Origin of the sequence: Lyngbya sp. PCC 8106 (genome assembly GCF_000169095.1) — a bacterium.
Classification (GTDB): domain Bacteria; phylum Cyanobacteriota; class Cyanobacteriia; order Cyanobacteriales; family Microcoleaceae; genus Capilliphycus.
In genome coordinates, this window is the sequence record NZ_AAVU01000002.1 from 124779 (window position 1) to 138675 (window position 13897).

The window sequence follows — 13897 nt, forward strand, 5'->3', positions numbered from 1 at the left end:
CTTTCACCCAGCCACCATCAGAAAGTGTCAATCCTACACGACTCAATGATTGACCATAGAAGTGCACCATCAACACCTAAACTGAGTTTAGGTTGTCTTTTTGAGTCCTATCTCTATTAATAACCGATACCGGGGAGAAATGCCCTCAGGAAATTTACGGATTTTATAGGTTTATTTAAAACCAATTCTTCTGCAAAAATCCGCAGATCATCTCCTAATTCACTCTTAAAATCATAAAAATTAGTCTATAGCCTTTGCTTTTCTGAGCAGTTTTGCGATCGCTTGATCACCTTGAAATTCTGCCAACATCAAAGCCGTACATCCGCCTTGATTTTTCAGATTCACCTCAGCGCCCGCCTCAATTAAAGCCTGTACAGCCTCTAAATGCCCTCGGTGAGCCGCCCACATCAATGCCGTTGCTCCCACCTCATCTTGCTGGTTAACCAGCGCTCCTGAAGCCACAAACTCCCGTAAAACCTGAGTATATCCCCGTTCTGCTGCTTTCATCAATGCTGTTTTTCCTCCCTCACCCGAAACATTCACATCCGCACCCGCCTTTAATAACGCCTTCACCGTATCGAGATCATTGTGCAGCGTCGCCAGAGTCAGAGCCGTTTCCCCTAAAATTTTAGTCGTCAGGAGAGAGGAAAGATTTTCAGGGGAAACCCGTTGTAAAAGAGCAGTACAAATCAAGCGATAACCCTGTAATAACGCCACCATAACAGGCGTATCCCCGAGTTTATTAGCAACCGTAACATCCGCTCCTCGACTCAGGAGAAGCTCAACCATCGAGGCATATTCTTCGACTACTGCTAAATGTAAAGCCGTTTCTCCATCTTGATCGTGAGCTGCGACATCAGCACCCGCATCTAAAAGTTGAGAAGCGATCGCCACATTTCCCGAAGCAGCGGCAGCCATCAGTGCTGTAAATCCCTCCTCTGTACTGGTGTTGACCTCTGCACCCAATTGAATTAAAGTTTTGACAATTTCGAGATGATTCAAGTCTACCGCTTGCATCAGGGGAGTTTCACCGCGATCATTCGGGAGGTTCAGATCAATCCCGACACTAGCAATCACTTGAATAAGTTGCAGATTTTGCTGTTGTATCGCTTCGCTCAACAAAGTAGAAACAAATTCTCGACTCCCGACTCCGCTTTCGAGTAAAGCTTTAATTCCCTGCCAATGTTGGCCTGACAACGCCAGAGAAAAAGCAGTTTGGTGTTGATTATCCCGCAGATGAACATCAGCACCCGCATTTAAGAGCAACCGGATCACGTTGACATTTCCCTTTAAGCAAGCCACCATCAGCGGTGTACTTCCGGTGGGGTTCGTCGCATTCACATTGGCGCCATGCGCTAACAACAACTCCACAGTGTCCAGTTTGCCATGAGCAACAGCCAACATCAAAGCCGTTAAGCCATAGCGTTTGCTGGTGTAGTTAACAGATGCTCCTTTGTCTAATAAAATTTCTACGATGTCGGTATAACCCTGACGAGCCGCAAGCATCAAAACCGTAACACCATCTTGATCTTTAGCATTGGCGTTGACTCCTTTGGCGAGTAAGGCGCGAGTATGAATCAGGTTTCCCGTCTTAACGGCTCGAATTAGTGTACTGTCTTGTGTTGTAGAACCCATGAATGTCTCTCATCCCACTCGTCGTTAAAGACCGACTGCACAAATACCCTCGCGATCGCAGAGTTACGCAATTTAATATACACCTTGCATATTCCCAGGAACTCTCAAAAACCGTCAATCCCCTTAACACTGGTGACTGGTCACGGTAAAGACTGTTATGCTAACTTTTATGAAGTTTCTTAACGCAACTAGATAATACTATGGAGTTACCCATTCCCGAGTCTGTCAAACCTTGGCTTAACTTTTTTCATCCCGTTTTAATGTTTATTTTGCTCGCCCTGACCGTTTATGCGCTGTATCTGGGGATTCAAATTCGCCGCACCCGCAGTGCCGAAGGTGAGGTCAAAAAAGAATTAATCAAAGGTAAATTTAATCTCAAACACCATCAGGTTGGCTCTCTGTTACTGGCATTTATGGTGTCCGGTACGATTGGAGGAATGGCAGTTACCTATATCAACAATCAGAAATTATTCGTCGGCCCTCATCTACTCGCTGGGCTAGGAATGACAGGTATGATTGCCATTTCAGCCTCTCTAACCCCCTGGATGCAAAAAGGATTTGATTGGGCCAGATATACTCATATTGCTCTCAATGTGACATTACTTGCTTTATTTAGCTGGCAAGCCCTAACTGGAATTGAAATTCTTCAACGGATTATCAGCAAAATGTAGATTTTGATTTTTGACTGAAACTGCGGCTAATCTTCAGTAAGAGGCAAAGAGGGAAAGGAACACCGAAGAACAATCTACGTTTCAAGAGCCTTTTACCTTTTGCCTTCTTCTGTGTGATTGTCACTGGATCTCAACCTACGCCTTTTTTACGCTTTCCTTGAGTTAGAAAGGGAATATTCTCAGTCGTATGAAAATCCATCTGGGTTTTGTAACTTAAGCGTCTGGAGACTTGCTTAACAATTTGAGCGAGAAGTCCATCGCCTGTTTTTTGAATCAGAGACTCAGACATTGCTCGAACAAATTTGGGAAACTTCACCCCAACATATAAATCTAGCGTCCATTGCGCCCCAGTAATTGCGGATGGACGTTGATTTGGCTTGATTTTCTGTTCTCGACAAAATTCATCAATCGGCAATTCCACTAATTTCATTGTGGCTTGAAAATCAATTTCATATCCTGGAGCAGTATAGCCCGGAACAGGAACACTGCGAATGCGATAGATTCCCTGTTCATCAGGGGGAAGTAACTCTAAGCCAATCCGAGCCTCAACCTGATAGCCAAAGGAGCCAAAACGACCAATGAGTAAGTCATAAGCATTCTCTCCAATGGGCTGAGTTTGCATGGGTTCCGCACAGCGACAAAACCAACCCCGATGATTGCTGAGATATTCCGCAACCGTATCTAGGTTGGCATACATTTCCATACAATCTTCAAAGCGGGTGTAGAACCATGTCGGTTCTACTTGCTCTAATCCTACTCTATCGATGGGTTCAGCTTGAGGAAAACTCAAAAATTCCTCAGAGATCGCGTGAGATTGTAGGTTAACTGAATTTTGGTGCATCGTGGGTTCTCCTGCCATTTAATCTGCCTAACTCTAGGATGCCTCTTGTTAACGTCTGACCGCTACCATGAATATACTGAACTTTTGAAATTGACCCTGATACAGTTTAACTTCTATACTCAGCATATTCATCTACCGAACAGGATAACGAATGATGAAAGCATTTGTAGCGGGTGCAACAGGTCAAACAGGTCGCCGAATTGTCAGACAACTGGTGGAACAAAATGTTCCCGTGCGAGCCTTAGTTCGCGACCTAGAAACGGCTCGAAAAATTCTTCCGAGTGAGGCTGAATTGGTTACAGGAGACGTTCTTCAGCCTCAAAGTTTAAAAGCGGCGATCGCAGACAGTACGGTGTTATTCTGTGCCACAGGAGCTAGCCCGAGCTTTGATCCGACCGGGCCGTATAAAATAGATTATGAAGGTACGAAAAATCTCGTAGACGTGGCCAAACAACAGGGCATAGAACATTTTGTTTTGGTTTCTTCGTTGTGTGTCTCGCAGTTGTTTCACCCTCTCAATCTGTTTTGGTTGATTCTGGTTTGGAAGAAGCAAGCTGAAGACTACATCCGTCAAAGTGGTTTAACCTACACCATTGTTCGTCCGGGAGGTCTCAAGAATGAAGACAATCAAGATGCGATTGTGATGAAGTCCGCCGATACCCTGTTTGACGGGAGTATTCCCCGGACTAAGGTGGCTGAGGTTTGTGTTGAAGCGTTGTCTATCCCGGCGGCTCGTAATAAAATTGTTGAGATTATTGCCAAACCGGAAGGAACTCAACCTTCTTTTGAGCAGTTGTTCGCTAGTGTCGTTTAAAACTTCTTGACATCCTCTCCTCCCTTTAGGGAGAAGATTCCTAAACTTCACAATGCCCTGTTTCTGCTTCATAGCAACAGCCTCTACCCGATTCTGAGTTTTATGGTCTTACGTTCGCTCCACAGACTATCCCCGCAAGCCCTGCGGTTCTATGTGTCGAGAACCTCAAAGGAATTCTCTTGTTGTTGTGATTCAAGGGATGTGCTTGTCCATTGCCCCGTCCTCAATTCCTGAGTCTACCGATTTTGCTGCGCCGCCAGTCTTTTTCCTGGACTTCGCTCGCGCTCGGCTGTCTGATCCATCGTCTCGGGTGGGTCATTGACCAATTCAATTATACCACGTAAAGCCGTCCTAAAGGACGGGGTTTCAGACCCAACATTTTGATGAGTCGAACAAGAAGAACAAAAAACCGAGTTCAACCGCAGAATATTCCGTCGGGAACTCCTATGAACCCTCAAAATTTTTCGTCTGCTTCCCAAAAGAGGACAGCCCTAGCTTTGAGAGAACGTCGTCAAAGACGGACGGTCGGCCGAGGTCGTGTTTTCCAACGCTTGATTTTGATGAGTCTGGTCTTGGCGGGAATTGTCGTTTATTGGCCGGAAGCTCAGTTAGACGAATATGTAGGGGATCAGCTTGATATTGTTCTCGAAGAAATCAATCGAGATATTGATCGCAAGTGGCCGCCTTTGGTCATGGAAGGCGGTGATCCCTTTGTGCGTGCCTTGATGCGAACGATCTCCGCCAGTGAGTCCAATTCCTCTAAGCCCTATCATGTCCTCTACGGTGGGCGTCATATTTCTGATCTGAGTCATCATCCTGACCGTTGTGTAACCATTGTTGTTGGCCCGAATACAGGACGCTGTACAACGGCCGCAGGTCGTTATCAACTCCTGACTAACACTTGGGAACAAATCGCTTATCGCTATCATCCTGAACCTAATCAGTCTTGGTTTCGTCAATCTTACAATTTTGATGCCCAATATCAAGATATTGTGATTTACCGTTGGTTAACCGATGTTGAATTTTGGGAGATGGATATTGCTCAAGATTTGCGAGAGGGTCAACTCAGTGAGGTCTTACGTTCTCTCTCCGATACTTGGACCAGTTTGGGTTATGGGATTGAAGATAATGTGATGACTCCCTATTTACCTAAAATTTATGAGGAAATTTTGCGGCGAGAATTGGATGCGGTTAATGCTCCGCCTGGCTCAAATCCCTATTCTTCTTCGTCTTCAAAATTAGATTGAATGATTGGATTGAATTGAGTTCAGTTCGAGTCAATTTCTCTAAATAGCCGGGGATTGATTGATGAACTGATTATCAATAAATTGACCCCCACGAATGGATTGACGCAACCACTGAAGCTGAATTTCGGCTTGCTCTAATTCACTGAGTTTCCAATCTAGATTGGATGCTCTCAATTTTGTCGTGATTTCATACAAACACAGGGCTACACTCACGGAAATATTAAAACTTTCACTAAATCCAACCATCGGAATTCTGACTAAATAATCGGCTTGGGACACAGCATCATCGGATAAACCATTTAACTCGGTTCCAAACATTAACCCTAACTTTTCTTCGACTGATATCTGTTCGATAGTTATTTCTTCTTCGTGAGGTGTTGTCGCGACAATTTTATAGCCCTGACTTTTCAGCTTTTCTAAACAAATTTTGGTATTGTTAATCTTCGGTTCATTGTAGCGAGATATCGTTAACCATCGATGTGAACCTAAACTCACCTCGCGATTGAGATCAAAATCATTCCGGTTTTCAATAATATGAACATCCTGAACTCCAAAACTATCACAGTTTCTCAAACAAGCACTTGCATTGTGAGGCTGATAAATATCTTCTAAAATCACGGTCAATTGTCGGGTTCGCTGCTGCACAACAGCCTCGATTTTTTGGGAACGTGTCTCGGTCACAAACTGACTTAAATGGGTGATTAGATCTTTTTTTGATTGAATTGACATCTGATCAACAAAGAATAGTATTCGTCTTAATTATAAAGGCTAAAATCAGACTTTTTTAGTCCGGTTTTGAAGCTAAATAATCCGCCCAACGAGTGGTTTCAGGTAAACGATATTTAGGTGTACATTGCAAGACAAAATCAATCGCCGTTTCTAAGCTAATTCGATGACCAGGAGAGACATACAATGGCTTGACATTGGTTCGCGATCGCACCACAGCCCCAATTACTTCTCCCCGATCTATTAACGGTTCCCAACTTCCCTTTTCTGTGGCTAATTCTTGATGGGTTCCGATAAATATTGATTTGGCTACCCCAATTGTGGGAAGATTAATTAATACTCCTAAATGACAAGCTAAACCAAAACGTTGAGGATGAGCAATTCCTTGACCATCACAGATGATTATATCAGGAATTATCGTCAGTTTTTCTAACGCATCTAAAATCACTGGAACTTCCCGAAAGGATAAAAAACCGGGAATATAAGGAAAGGTCGTCTGACGTTGAGAAATCGCTTGTTCTTGCAGTTGTAAATCGGGAAAACTCAACACCGCTACAGCCGCCTGAGAAATGGTATAATTGTCTAGAAATCCGACATCAACTCCGGCTACATATTGGATAGATTCAAATTGATCTGTGGTGACAACAAGAGATTTTAACTGGTTTTGAATGGGGATTGCTTCTTCTACGGTTTCTGGCCAAGTTTGAGGATGTTTAATCTTCATTTTTTCATTCTCAAGTGTTTTTCAACTCCTATTGTACTTTTTTTGATTATCTTAAGTAAAACGCAGGGTATTAGAGATTTTTCACAGAGTTTAAAATCATCAGTAAGCTGTCACCCTAGTTTATAATATTTGAAAAGGATTGTGTTGAGGATTGAGAATGAATTTATTATCTAACAGACGACACAGAAGCATAACTGGAGGAGTCTTGGCATTACTGATTCCTTTCTTGGGCTTAGATATCGCCGTTGCTGATCCGATAACAGAAACCGTTCAACGCTTACAAAGTCGGGGATTAACGATAGAAGAAATTAACGGATACTCTGTTACTCTGAATGGAAAACCTGCCCAAGTTGGGGATATTTTACAAGTTGGTGATCAAATTAATACAGGTCAAAATACTATTGTAAACTTACGAGTCGATAGTTATATTGGGTTGGTTGAACTTGCTGAAAATACAACCGTTGAAGTTAAAATACTTTCCGGTGAGGCGGGAATTAATCCCAATCAAATCACCGTTTTATCGGTAACAGCAGGACAAGTCAGATTATCTGTTTCTCGGTTTGTCAGTTCGCCTTTTTGGAGTGAAACAATTCCTGAAAATCAACGTCAAACTTCAGTTACTAATTCTCCCTTTAGAATCGAAACACCAACGACAATAATCGGAGTTAGAGGAACAACTTTTGGAGTCAATGTTTCCCCAGATGGAAAAACAGCAATTCACACCATTGAAGGAACAGTTGGAGTTGTCAACGCTGGGGAAGAAGTCAGACTAGAAAAGGGTCAGGTTGCTATCGTTAACCCCGCCGAAAAACCGACACCAATTGACAATATTCCCCCGATATCTCAACTGCGGGTGAGAAGTTTAACAAGATTGGGTTTAGAAACGGTACAATTACGAGGAAAAGTCGATCCGATGGATTTGGTGTATATTAATAGTCAACCCATTCAGACGGATGCTGAGGGCAATTTTGACTTTATCGGACATTTACCAGTCAGTCGGCGTTTACAGGTGACAGTGCGGGGGCCATCGGTACGAGAACGATATTATGTCATTGCTGTTCCTTAGTGCTAAATTATTAATCAGGTATTGTTTAAATCAGGATTTGAACTATGGCAATTTTACAATTGGAAGACGGCATAACTTACACCCAAATCGAGGATATTTCTCGCCAACTAGAACCGTTAAATGTTCGTTTAAATCATTGGCCTGTTAGAGAAGATTCTGAATTTCAAGCGTTGTTAAATCAACCCGCTTTAAATGATGCCGAAAAAGAACAAGTTCTTCAGGGATTAGATCATTATTTTGAACAGTTAAAACAAACGGATGGTTATCAATCTCGAGATTTAATTGCGTTACATCCTGATATTCCCAATCTTGATTCATTAATGACAAAGTTTGAAAGTTGTCACACTCATGCGGATGATGAAGTTCGTTATATTATTGAAGGGGAAGGGGTGTTTGGGTTTGTTTGTCCCGATGGTTCACAGATGGAATTAACCATTCAACCCGAAGAATATATTAATGTCCCGGCTGGAACAGAACATTGGTTTCATTTAACCGATAAAAAACGCATTAAAGCTGTGCGTTACTTTATCACTACAGCGGGTTGGGTTCCTGAATATACGGAAACAAAAATTCGCATAGATTCTCAAAAAAACTCGTTATTAATCGGTTAAAATAATATCCTCCCTTCTCTCAAAGATTGGGGGATTATTTATTGATTTTTTTTAGAAAAAGAATGACAATAGAAGTAGATTATCGTTTTCCTGCGGGTGTTGATGCGGAACGTCAAGCAAAAGTGATTGCGATTGGACAAACTGCCGGAACTTGGGATGCACGGTTTAGCCACCGGGAGGAAATTATCCGATCGCATTTGGGCGAAGTGATCGGGATTCAACCCCATGAAAACGGCGATAATATTGCAACAGTTCGCTTTCCTGAAATCAACGTTGAAAATGATATTGCTAGCCTGCTGACGATGATTTTTGGGAAGTATTCAATGGCGGGTGTGGGTAAGGTTGTCGGATTACGTTTAGATGAAAATTATGGCAAGTTTCCCCGCTTTGGAATCCAGGGAATTAGAAAACTATTGAATGTCTTTGATCGCCCCTTAATTATGGCAATTTATAAGCCAGCTTTGGGGTTATCAGCAGCCGATCATGCTAATATTTTAGAACAGGTGGCTTTTGCCGGGTTGGATATCATTAAAGATGATGAAATTATGGCAGATTTAGATGTCGCCCCGACGTTGAAACGGTTAGAAGCTTGTTATCCGGTTTTAGAACGAGTCAAACAAGAAACCGGGCGAACCGTTTTGTATGCAGTGAATGTTACAGGTTCAGCCGAAAAATTAATAAAAAAAGCTAAAACTTTAGTTCAAAATGGGGCAAATGCTCTATTATTAAATGTACTCACTTATGGGTTTTCAGTGTTGGAAGCTTTAGCCGCAGATCCAGATATTAATGTGCCGATTTTTGCTCATCCAGCTTTGGCGGGGGCGATGTGTGCTTCAGCAGATACGGGGTTAGCTTATTCAGTGGTTTTAGGAACATTAATGGCGCATGGTGGGGCGGATGCGGTGCTTTATCCGGCGCATTATGGAAGTTTACCATTTGATGCGGTAGAAGAAGGTAGAATTAGAGATATTTTGCGATCGCGAAATGTTTTTCCGGTGCCTTCTGCGGGAATTCATCCGGGTATTGTTCCCCAAGCATTAAGAGATTATGGGAATGATGTGATTTTAAATGCGGGAACGGGAATTATGGATCATCCAGAGAATCCGGGGGCGGGTGTAAAAGCCTTTTTTGAGGCGTTAGAGCGATATCAAAATCAACAATCTTTTGAGTTAGAAAAAGTGCCAACCGGAGCGTTACGTCAAGCCCTGGAAAAATGGGGAATTTAATCAGATCAAAACAGAGATGAATACCGATCCACGTCAAGATTTAATCACCGCTTCTCGTCAATTTTATCAACTCGGTTGGATGGCGGGAACGGCAGGCAATTTGTCAGCTAGACTCGCTGATGGGAGTTTTTGGATTACGGCGAGTGGGAAACAAAAAGGCAAGTTAAGCGAAGAAGATTTTGTGAGAATTTCTCTGCAAGGAGAAGTGATAGAAAATCCCAATTTAGCTCATCGCCCCTCTGCTGAAACGAGTATTCATCAAGCCATTTATTCGCTATTTCCCGATGCAAATGCTTGTTATCATGTTCACTCTGTAGAAGCAAAACTGGTGACGAACTTTACCGAAGGCGATCACTTGAATTTACCTCCAATTGAAATGTTAAAAGGTTTAGGGGTTTGGGAGGAACATCCGAAAGTGGTGATGCCCGTGTTTAAGAATCATTTAGATGTCTCTAAAATAGCAAAAGAAATTAGCCATCGCTTTAAACAATCAAAACCTGACGTTCCGGCGTTATTGATTAAAAATCATGGTGTTACGGTTTGGGCGAACTCGCCTGGGGATGCCGAAAATTATATTGAGTTAACTGAATATATTTTCCGTTATCTTGTCGCAGCGCGTCAAGTCGGAGTTTCTCATTAATCTCAATTTGCTCCTAAAATAAACTGCTCTAGCCCTGAAACCTGACTAAAGCAGCGCAACTATCTCAATGGAATTCAATGCTACTCACCCTGTTGTCAAAGATTTAACAATAGATTGTGAGCAGTCTACATGGTAGCACCTAGTTTGAGATCTGGCTATTTCTTTAGATAAATTTTACTTAAACATCAAAAATCCCGTTTTTTGAAAAAACCCAGTTTCGATAAAGTTACCGAGTGTTTCAAGAACTATCGAGCTTTAGAAACCTCCATAATGTCATCTAAAAGAGTTCCTGATTCTTCCAGCTTGCCAATATCGAGAATTGTCTTAATTACAGAGTCTGGGTTTAAACTAATTGAATCAATTCCCAACTCTACGAGGAAACGAGCAAATTCAGGATAATCACTCGGGGCTTGACCACAAATTCCAATCTTGCGATCATATTTTTTCGCTGCTTTAATTGCAATTTTGACCATCCGACGCACTGCTTCATTCCGTTCATCAAAGAGATGAGCAACTAAGGCTGAATCTCGATCTAATCCTAATGTTAACTGAGTTAAATCATTAGAACCAATCGAAAATCCATCAAACACTTGAGCAAATTCATCGGCAAAAATAACGTTACTAGGTAACTCACACATCACATAAACTTGTAAGCCATTTTCGCCTCGTTTTAAGCCATTTTTCTCCATCTCAGCTAACACTTTTCGACCCTCATCAGGAGTTCGACAGAAAGGAATCATTGGCACCACATTTGTCAATCCCATTTCATCTCGAACTCGCTTCAAAGCTTGACATTCAAGTGCGTAAGCTTCGCGATATTTCGGGTCATAATATCGAGATGCACCCCGCCAACCAATCATCGGGTTTTCTTCTTTCGGTTCAAACTGACGCCCCCCTAACAAATTGGCGTATTCATTACTCTTGAAGTCCGACATCCGCACAATCACAGGATTGGGATAAAACGCAGCCGCAATCATGCCAATACCATGCGCCAATTTATCTACAAAGAAATCGGGTTTATAGTCGTAAATTTTGGTCAATTCAGCAACTTCTCGTTTGGTTAATTCATCTTCTAATTCATCGTAATGAATCAACGCTAATGGGTGGGCTTTAATATGGTTGGCGATAATAAATTCTAACCGGGCTAAACCCACACCATCGCAGGGAATAGACGCCAACCCAAAGGCTTCTTCAGGGTTTCCCACATTCATTAAAATTTGGGTTTTAGTTTGTGGTAAATTATCAAGTACGGTTTCTTCAACTTCAAACGGAACTAATCCTTGATAAACCCGACCTTCTTCGCCTTCTGCACAACAAACAGTAATATTTTCACCTGTTTTTACTACTTGTGTTGCATCGCCACAGCCCACAATTGCCGGAATTCCCATTTCTCGCGCAATAATTGCAGCGTGACAAGTTCGCCCGCCTTGGTTGGTTACAATTGCACTGGATCTTTTCATAATCGGTTCCCAGTCAGGGTCAGTTTTATTGGTTACTAAAACTTCTCCGGCTTGGAATTCATCGATGCGATGAACATCTAAAATTACCCGTGCTTTTCCTTGACCAATCATTTCGCCAACGGCGCGACCCCGTGAGATAATTTCGCTTGTTCCTGTTAGTTTATAACTCCTTAAAATGCTGGCGGATTTTTGAGATTGTACGGTTTCCGGACGGGCTTGAACAATGAATAATTGATCGGTTAAACCGTCTTTTGCCCATTCAATATCCATCGGGGTATAAGTTCCCCGCACTTGTGAATAATGATTTTCAATGGTACAAGCCCAGTCTGCCAGTTGCAGAATTTCATCATCACTTAAGCAGTATCTTTCCCGTTCATAAACAGGAACAGAGACGTTTTTGGTCAGTTTGGAACCGCCAATATCGTACACCATTTTCATTTCTTTGGTGCCGAGACGTTTTTCGAGAATCGGGCGAAATCCTTGTTTTAATGTCGGTTTAAAAACAAAGTATTCATCGGGGTTAACGGCACCTTGAACGACGTTTTCACCTAAGCCATAAGCTGCGGTAACTAGGGCGGCATTTTTAAAGCCTGTTTCCGTATCAATGGAGAACATTACCCCAGAAGAAGCGAGGTCAGAACGCACCATTTTCTGTACGCCAACCGACAAGGCAACGGTAAAATGATCGAAGTTTTTGATGGTACGATAAGAAATAGCCCGGTCAGTGAAAATTGATGCAAAACATTTATGACAAGATTCTAAAACAGCTTCTTCACCATAAACATTGAGGTAGGTTTCTTGTTGACCTGCAAAGCTAGCATCGGGTAAATCTTCTGCGGTTGCACTAGAACGAACTGCAACATCTACATCAGCAATATAACGTTTAGATTCTGCTGTATATTCGGGGCTAAATTGATCGGTAAATTCGGTTGATTTTGTATGATTTTTACAAAGTTGACGATAAGCATTAATGATTGCTGTTTCGATTTCAGGTGGGAAAGGTGTATCGAGAATTAATGAACGGGCTTGTTTACCTCGTTTCCGTAAGTTTTTAACATCTTCTACGTCTAAATCTGCAAATAATTTGCGTAGTTTTATTTCCAATCCGGCTGATTCTATAAAGTGACGGTAAGCATAAGCGGTTGTGGCGAAACCAGTAGGAACGTTCACGCCTTTGGGACTAAGTTGTTGAATCATTTCTCCCAAAGATGCGTTTTTCCCGCCCACTAAGGGAATATCAGAAATTCTGACCTCTTCAAACCAGAGAACAAATGCTTTTTCTTTGGGGGTTTCGGTCGATAGGGTCAATGGGGTTGTCGCAACCATATTAAAGTCCTCCAAACTTTATAAATAGTCTCGTACAAGTTCGATTTATTGTTTGAGTTTTAACGGTTTGTGCTTGAGAATGTCGTCACTATTCAATAACAGTCTAACTAACCGAGATGGGTTGATAAATATACAAATTTTATCGATCTCTGGTCAGCTATACTCAATTGAATTCTCTTGATTCTTCTATGTGCCTTCTCTTTTGTTGGATTTGGAGATTTGATTCTCCTCTACTCATAGAGTATTACTTTTGATATCATTTACAATATAGATACATTATTTTCCCTTAGTTACCAAAAGTAAAGAAATAGCGTCAATTCGTCCGTTGAGGGTATTATTAAAAAAGATGAATCCTGGAGATGGAGACGTTTAATAAAAATTACTAATTTTTGCAAATGAATATTAACAAATCTTGCAGCAATCACGATTCAAATCATCCGAAACAACAATTTGATCAAAACTATCCGATTGAGTATACGATCGATCTGATCGGGAGTAAGTGGTCGATTGGTATTTTGCGAGAACTTTTAAATGGTAATCGCCGTACACATCAACTGACTAAAGCCTTACCGGGGATTAGCTCAAAAATCTTAACTTTGCGCTTGAGAACCCTAGAAAAGCATGGTATAATTCAACGTAAGGTATATCCTGAGATTCCGCCTCACGTTGAATATTCTCTCACGGAAAAAGGGCGGGAACTGCAACCTGTGATCGCGATTCTTAAACAAGTTGGGCAGCGTTTACTCTCTCAAGAAGATGCTTTTTGCCCATTGAAAATGAATGCAAAAGTTACTTAGCAAAAAAAGCTGAAAATCTTAAAAGAGAGTTAATAATCCCACTTTTTTAAAATAATCTAAGTCTAAAAAGTGGGAATAAACTTCTTTAATTTTCTCGGGTTCCATTTGGGTTC

At 41.8% G+C, this 13897-nt stretch carries 13 protein-coding genes; 8 read left to right on the forward strand and 5 right to left on the reverse strand.

Features of this window, described 5'->3' with window-relative positions; all coding sequences use genetic code 11:
* Positions 1 to 240: 240 nt before the first annotated feature.
* Positions 241 to 1635 carry an ankyrin repeat domain-containing protein gene (locus tag L8106_RS01640; RefSeq protein ID WP_009782416.1) on the reverse strand — a complete coding sequence of 465 codons (1395 nt, stop codon included), beginning with the start codon at positions 1633 to 1635 and terminating at the stop codon, positions 241 to 243.
* Between the two features lie 200 nt (positions 1636 to 1835).
* Between L8106_RS01640 and L8106_RS01645 the strand changes: the two genes are divergently transcribed.
* Complete coding sequence (locus tag L8106_RS01645; RefSeq protein ID WP_009782417.1) at positions 1836 to 2306, forward strand: DUF4079 domain-containing protein; 471 nt, start codon at positions 1836 to 1838, stop codon at positions 2304 to 2306.
* Between the two features lie 130 nt (positions 2307 to 2436).
* Here L8106_RS01645 and L8106_RS01650 read toward each other — a convergent pair whose 3' ends face one another.
* A complete protein-coding gene (locus tag L8106_RS01650) occupies positions 2437 to 3165 on the reverse strand; it encodes a DUF1997 domain-containing protein (protein WP_009782418.1) in 729 nt (242 codons plus the stop codon).
* A 136-nt stretch (positions 3166 to 3301) separates the two neighbouring features.
* On the opposite strand from L8106_RS01650, the gene L8106_RS01655 reads away from it, so the two are divergent.
* Both L8106_RS01655 and L8106_RS29260 read left to right on the forward strand, forming a co-directional pair.
* Positions 3302 to 3961 carry an SDR family oxidoreductase gene (locus tag L8106_RS01655; protein ID WP_009782419.1) on the forward strand — a complete coding sequence of 220 codons (660 nt, stop codon included), beginning with the start codon at positions 3302 to 3304 and terminating at the stop codon, positions 3959 to 3961.
* Between the two features lie 383 nt (positions 3962 to 4344).
* A complete protein-coding gene (locus tag L8106_RS29260) occupies positions 4345 to 5208 on the forward strand; it encodes a glycoside hydrolase family protein (protein ID WP_009782420.1) in 864 nt (287 codons plus the stop codon).
* A 39-nt stretch (positions 5209 to 5247) separates the two neighbouring features.
* On the opposite strand, the gene L8106_RS01665 is transcribed toward L8106_RS29260, so the two are convergent.
* Both L8106_RS01665 and nfi read right to left on the reverse strand, forming a co-directional pair.
* A complete protein-coding gene (locus tag L8106_RS01665) occupies positions 5248 to 5937 on the reverse strand; it encodes an RNA methyltransferase (RefSeq protein ID WP_009782421.1) in 690 nt (229 codons plus the stop codon).
* A gap of 55 nt (positions 5938 to 5992) precedes the next feature.
* The gene (gene nfi, locus L8106_RS01670) at positions 5993 to 6658 is read right to left on the reverse strand and encodes a deoxyribonuclease V (protein WP_009782422.1); all 666 of its coding nucleotides are present in this window, start codon (positions 6656 to 6658) and stop codon (positions 5993 to 5995) included.
* A gap of 157 nt (positions 6659 to 6815) precedes the next feature.
* On the opposite strand from nfi, the gene L8106_RS01675 reads away from it, so the two are divergent.
* From L8106_RS01675 to mtnB, 4 genes are all read left to right on the forward strand, one after another.
* Positions 6816 to 7724: a FecR domain-containing protein gene (locus tag L8106_RS01675; RefSeq protein ID WP_050779059.1), complete on the forward strand. Its 909-nt coding sequence runs from the start codon at positions 6816 to 6818 to the stop codon at positions 7722 to 7724.
* A gap of 44 nt (positions 7725 to 7768) precedes the next feature.
* On the forward strand, positions 7769 to 8335 hold the full coding sequence (locus L8106_RS01680) for an acireductone dioxygenase (protein ID WP_009782424.1): 567 nt from the start codon (positions 7769 to 7771) through the stop codon (positions 8333 to 8335).
* 62 nt (positions 8336 to 8397) lie between these two features.
* Positions 8398 to 9561, forward strand: a complete 1164-nt coding sequence (locus L8106_RS01685) for a RuBisCO large subunit C-terminal-like domain-containing protein (RefSeq protein ID WP_009782425.1) — start codon at positions 8398 to 8400, stop codon at positions 9559 to 9561.
* Positions 9562 to 9577: 16 nt separating this feature from the next.
* Entirely contained in the window at positions 9578 to 10201 is a 624-nt protein-coding gene (gene mtnB / locus L8106_RS01690; protein WP_009782426.1) for a methylthioribulose 1-phosphate dehydratase, read from the forward strand.
* A gap of 245 nt (positions 10202 to 10446) precedes the next feature.
* Here mtnB and ppsA read toward each other — a convergent pair whose 3' ends face one another.
* Positions 10447 to 12987: a phosphoenolpyruvate synthase gene (ppsA, locus tag L8106_RS01695; RefSeq protein WP_009782427.1), complete on the reverse strand. Its 2541-nt coding sequence runs from the start codon at positions 12985 to 12987 to the stop codon at positions 10447 to 10449.
* Positions 12988 to 13382: 395 nt separating this feature from the next.
* Between ppsA and L8106_RS01700 the strand changes: the two genes are divergently transcribed.
* A complete protein-coding gene (locus L8106_RS01700) occupies positions 13383 to 13784 on the forward strand; it encodes a helix-turn-helix domain-containing protein (RefSeq protein ID WP_009782428.1) in 402 nt (133 codons plus the stop codon).
* Positions 13785 to 13897: the final 113 nt, after the last annotated feature.

Excerpts from the sequence above, each read along its gene's own strand:
- L8106_RS01640 (WP_009782416.1), bottom strand. The coding sequence starts at position 1,635 with ATGGGTTCTACAACACAAGACAGTACACTAATTCGAGCCGTTAAGACG.
- L8106_RS01645 (WP_009782417.1), top strand. The coding sequence starts at position 1,836 with ATGGAGTTACCCATTCCCGAGTCTGTCAAACCTTGGCTTAACTTTTTT.
- L8106_RS01650 (WP_009782418.1), bottom strand. The coding sequence starts at position 3,165 with ATGGCAGGAGAACCCACGATGCACCAAAATTCAGTTAACCTACAATCT.
- L8106_RS01655 (WP_009782419.1), top strand. The coding sequence starts at position 3,302 with ATGAAAGCATTTGTAGCGGGTGCAACAGGTCAAACAGGTCGCCGAATT.
- L8106_RS29260 (WP_009782420.1), top strand. The coding sequence starts at position 4,345 with ATGAGTCGAACAAGAAGAACAAAAAACCGAGTTCAACCGCAGAATATT.
- L8106_RS01665 (WP_009782421.1), bottom strand. The coding sequence starts at position 5,937 with ATGTCAATTCAATCAAAAAAAGATCTAATCACCCATTTAAGTCAGTTT.
- nfi (WP_009782422.1), bottom strand. The coding sequence starts at position 6,658 with ATGAAGATTAAACATCCTCAAACTTGGCCAGAAACCGTAGAAGAAGCA.
- L8106_RS01675 (WP_050779059.1), top strand. The coding sequence starts at position 6,816 with ATGAATTTATTATCTAACAGACGACACAGAAGCATAACTGGAGGAGTC.
- L8106_RS01680 (WP_009782424.1), top strand. The coding sequence starts at position 7,769 with ATGGCAATTTTACAATTGGAAGACGGCATAACTTACACCCAAATCGAG.
- L8106_RS01685 (WP_009782425.1), top strand. The coding sequence starts at position 8,398 with ATGACAATAGAAGTAGATTATCGTTTTCCTGCGGGTGTTGATGCGGAA.
- mtnB (WP_009782426.1), top strand. The coding sequence starts at position 9,578 with ATGAATACCGATCCACGTCAAGATTTAATCACCGCTTCTCGTCAATTT.
- ppsA (WP_009782427.1), bottom strand. The coding sequence starts at position 12,987 with ATGGTTGCGACAACCCCATTGACCCTATCGACCGAAACCCCCAAAGAA.
- L8106_RS01700 (WP_009782428.1), top strand. The coding sequence starts at position 13,383 with ATGAATATTAACAAATCTTGCAGCAATCACGATTCAAATCATCCGAAA.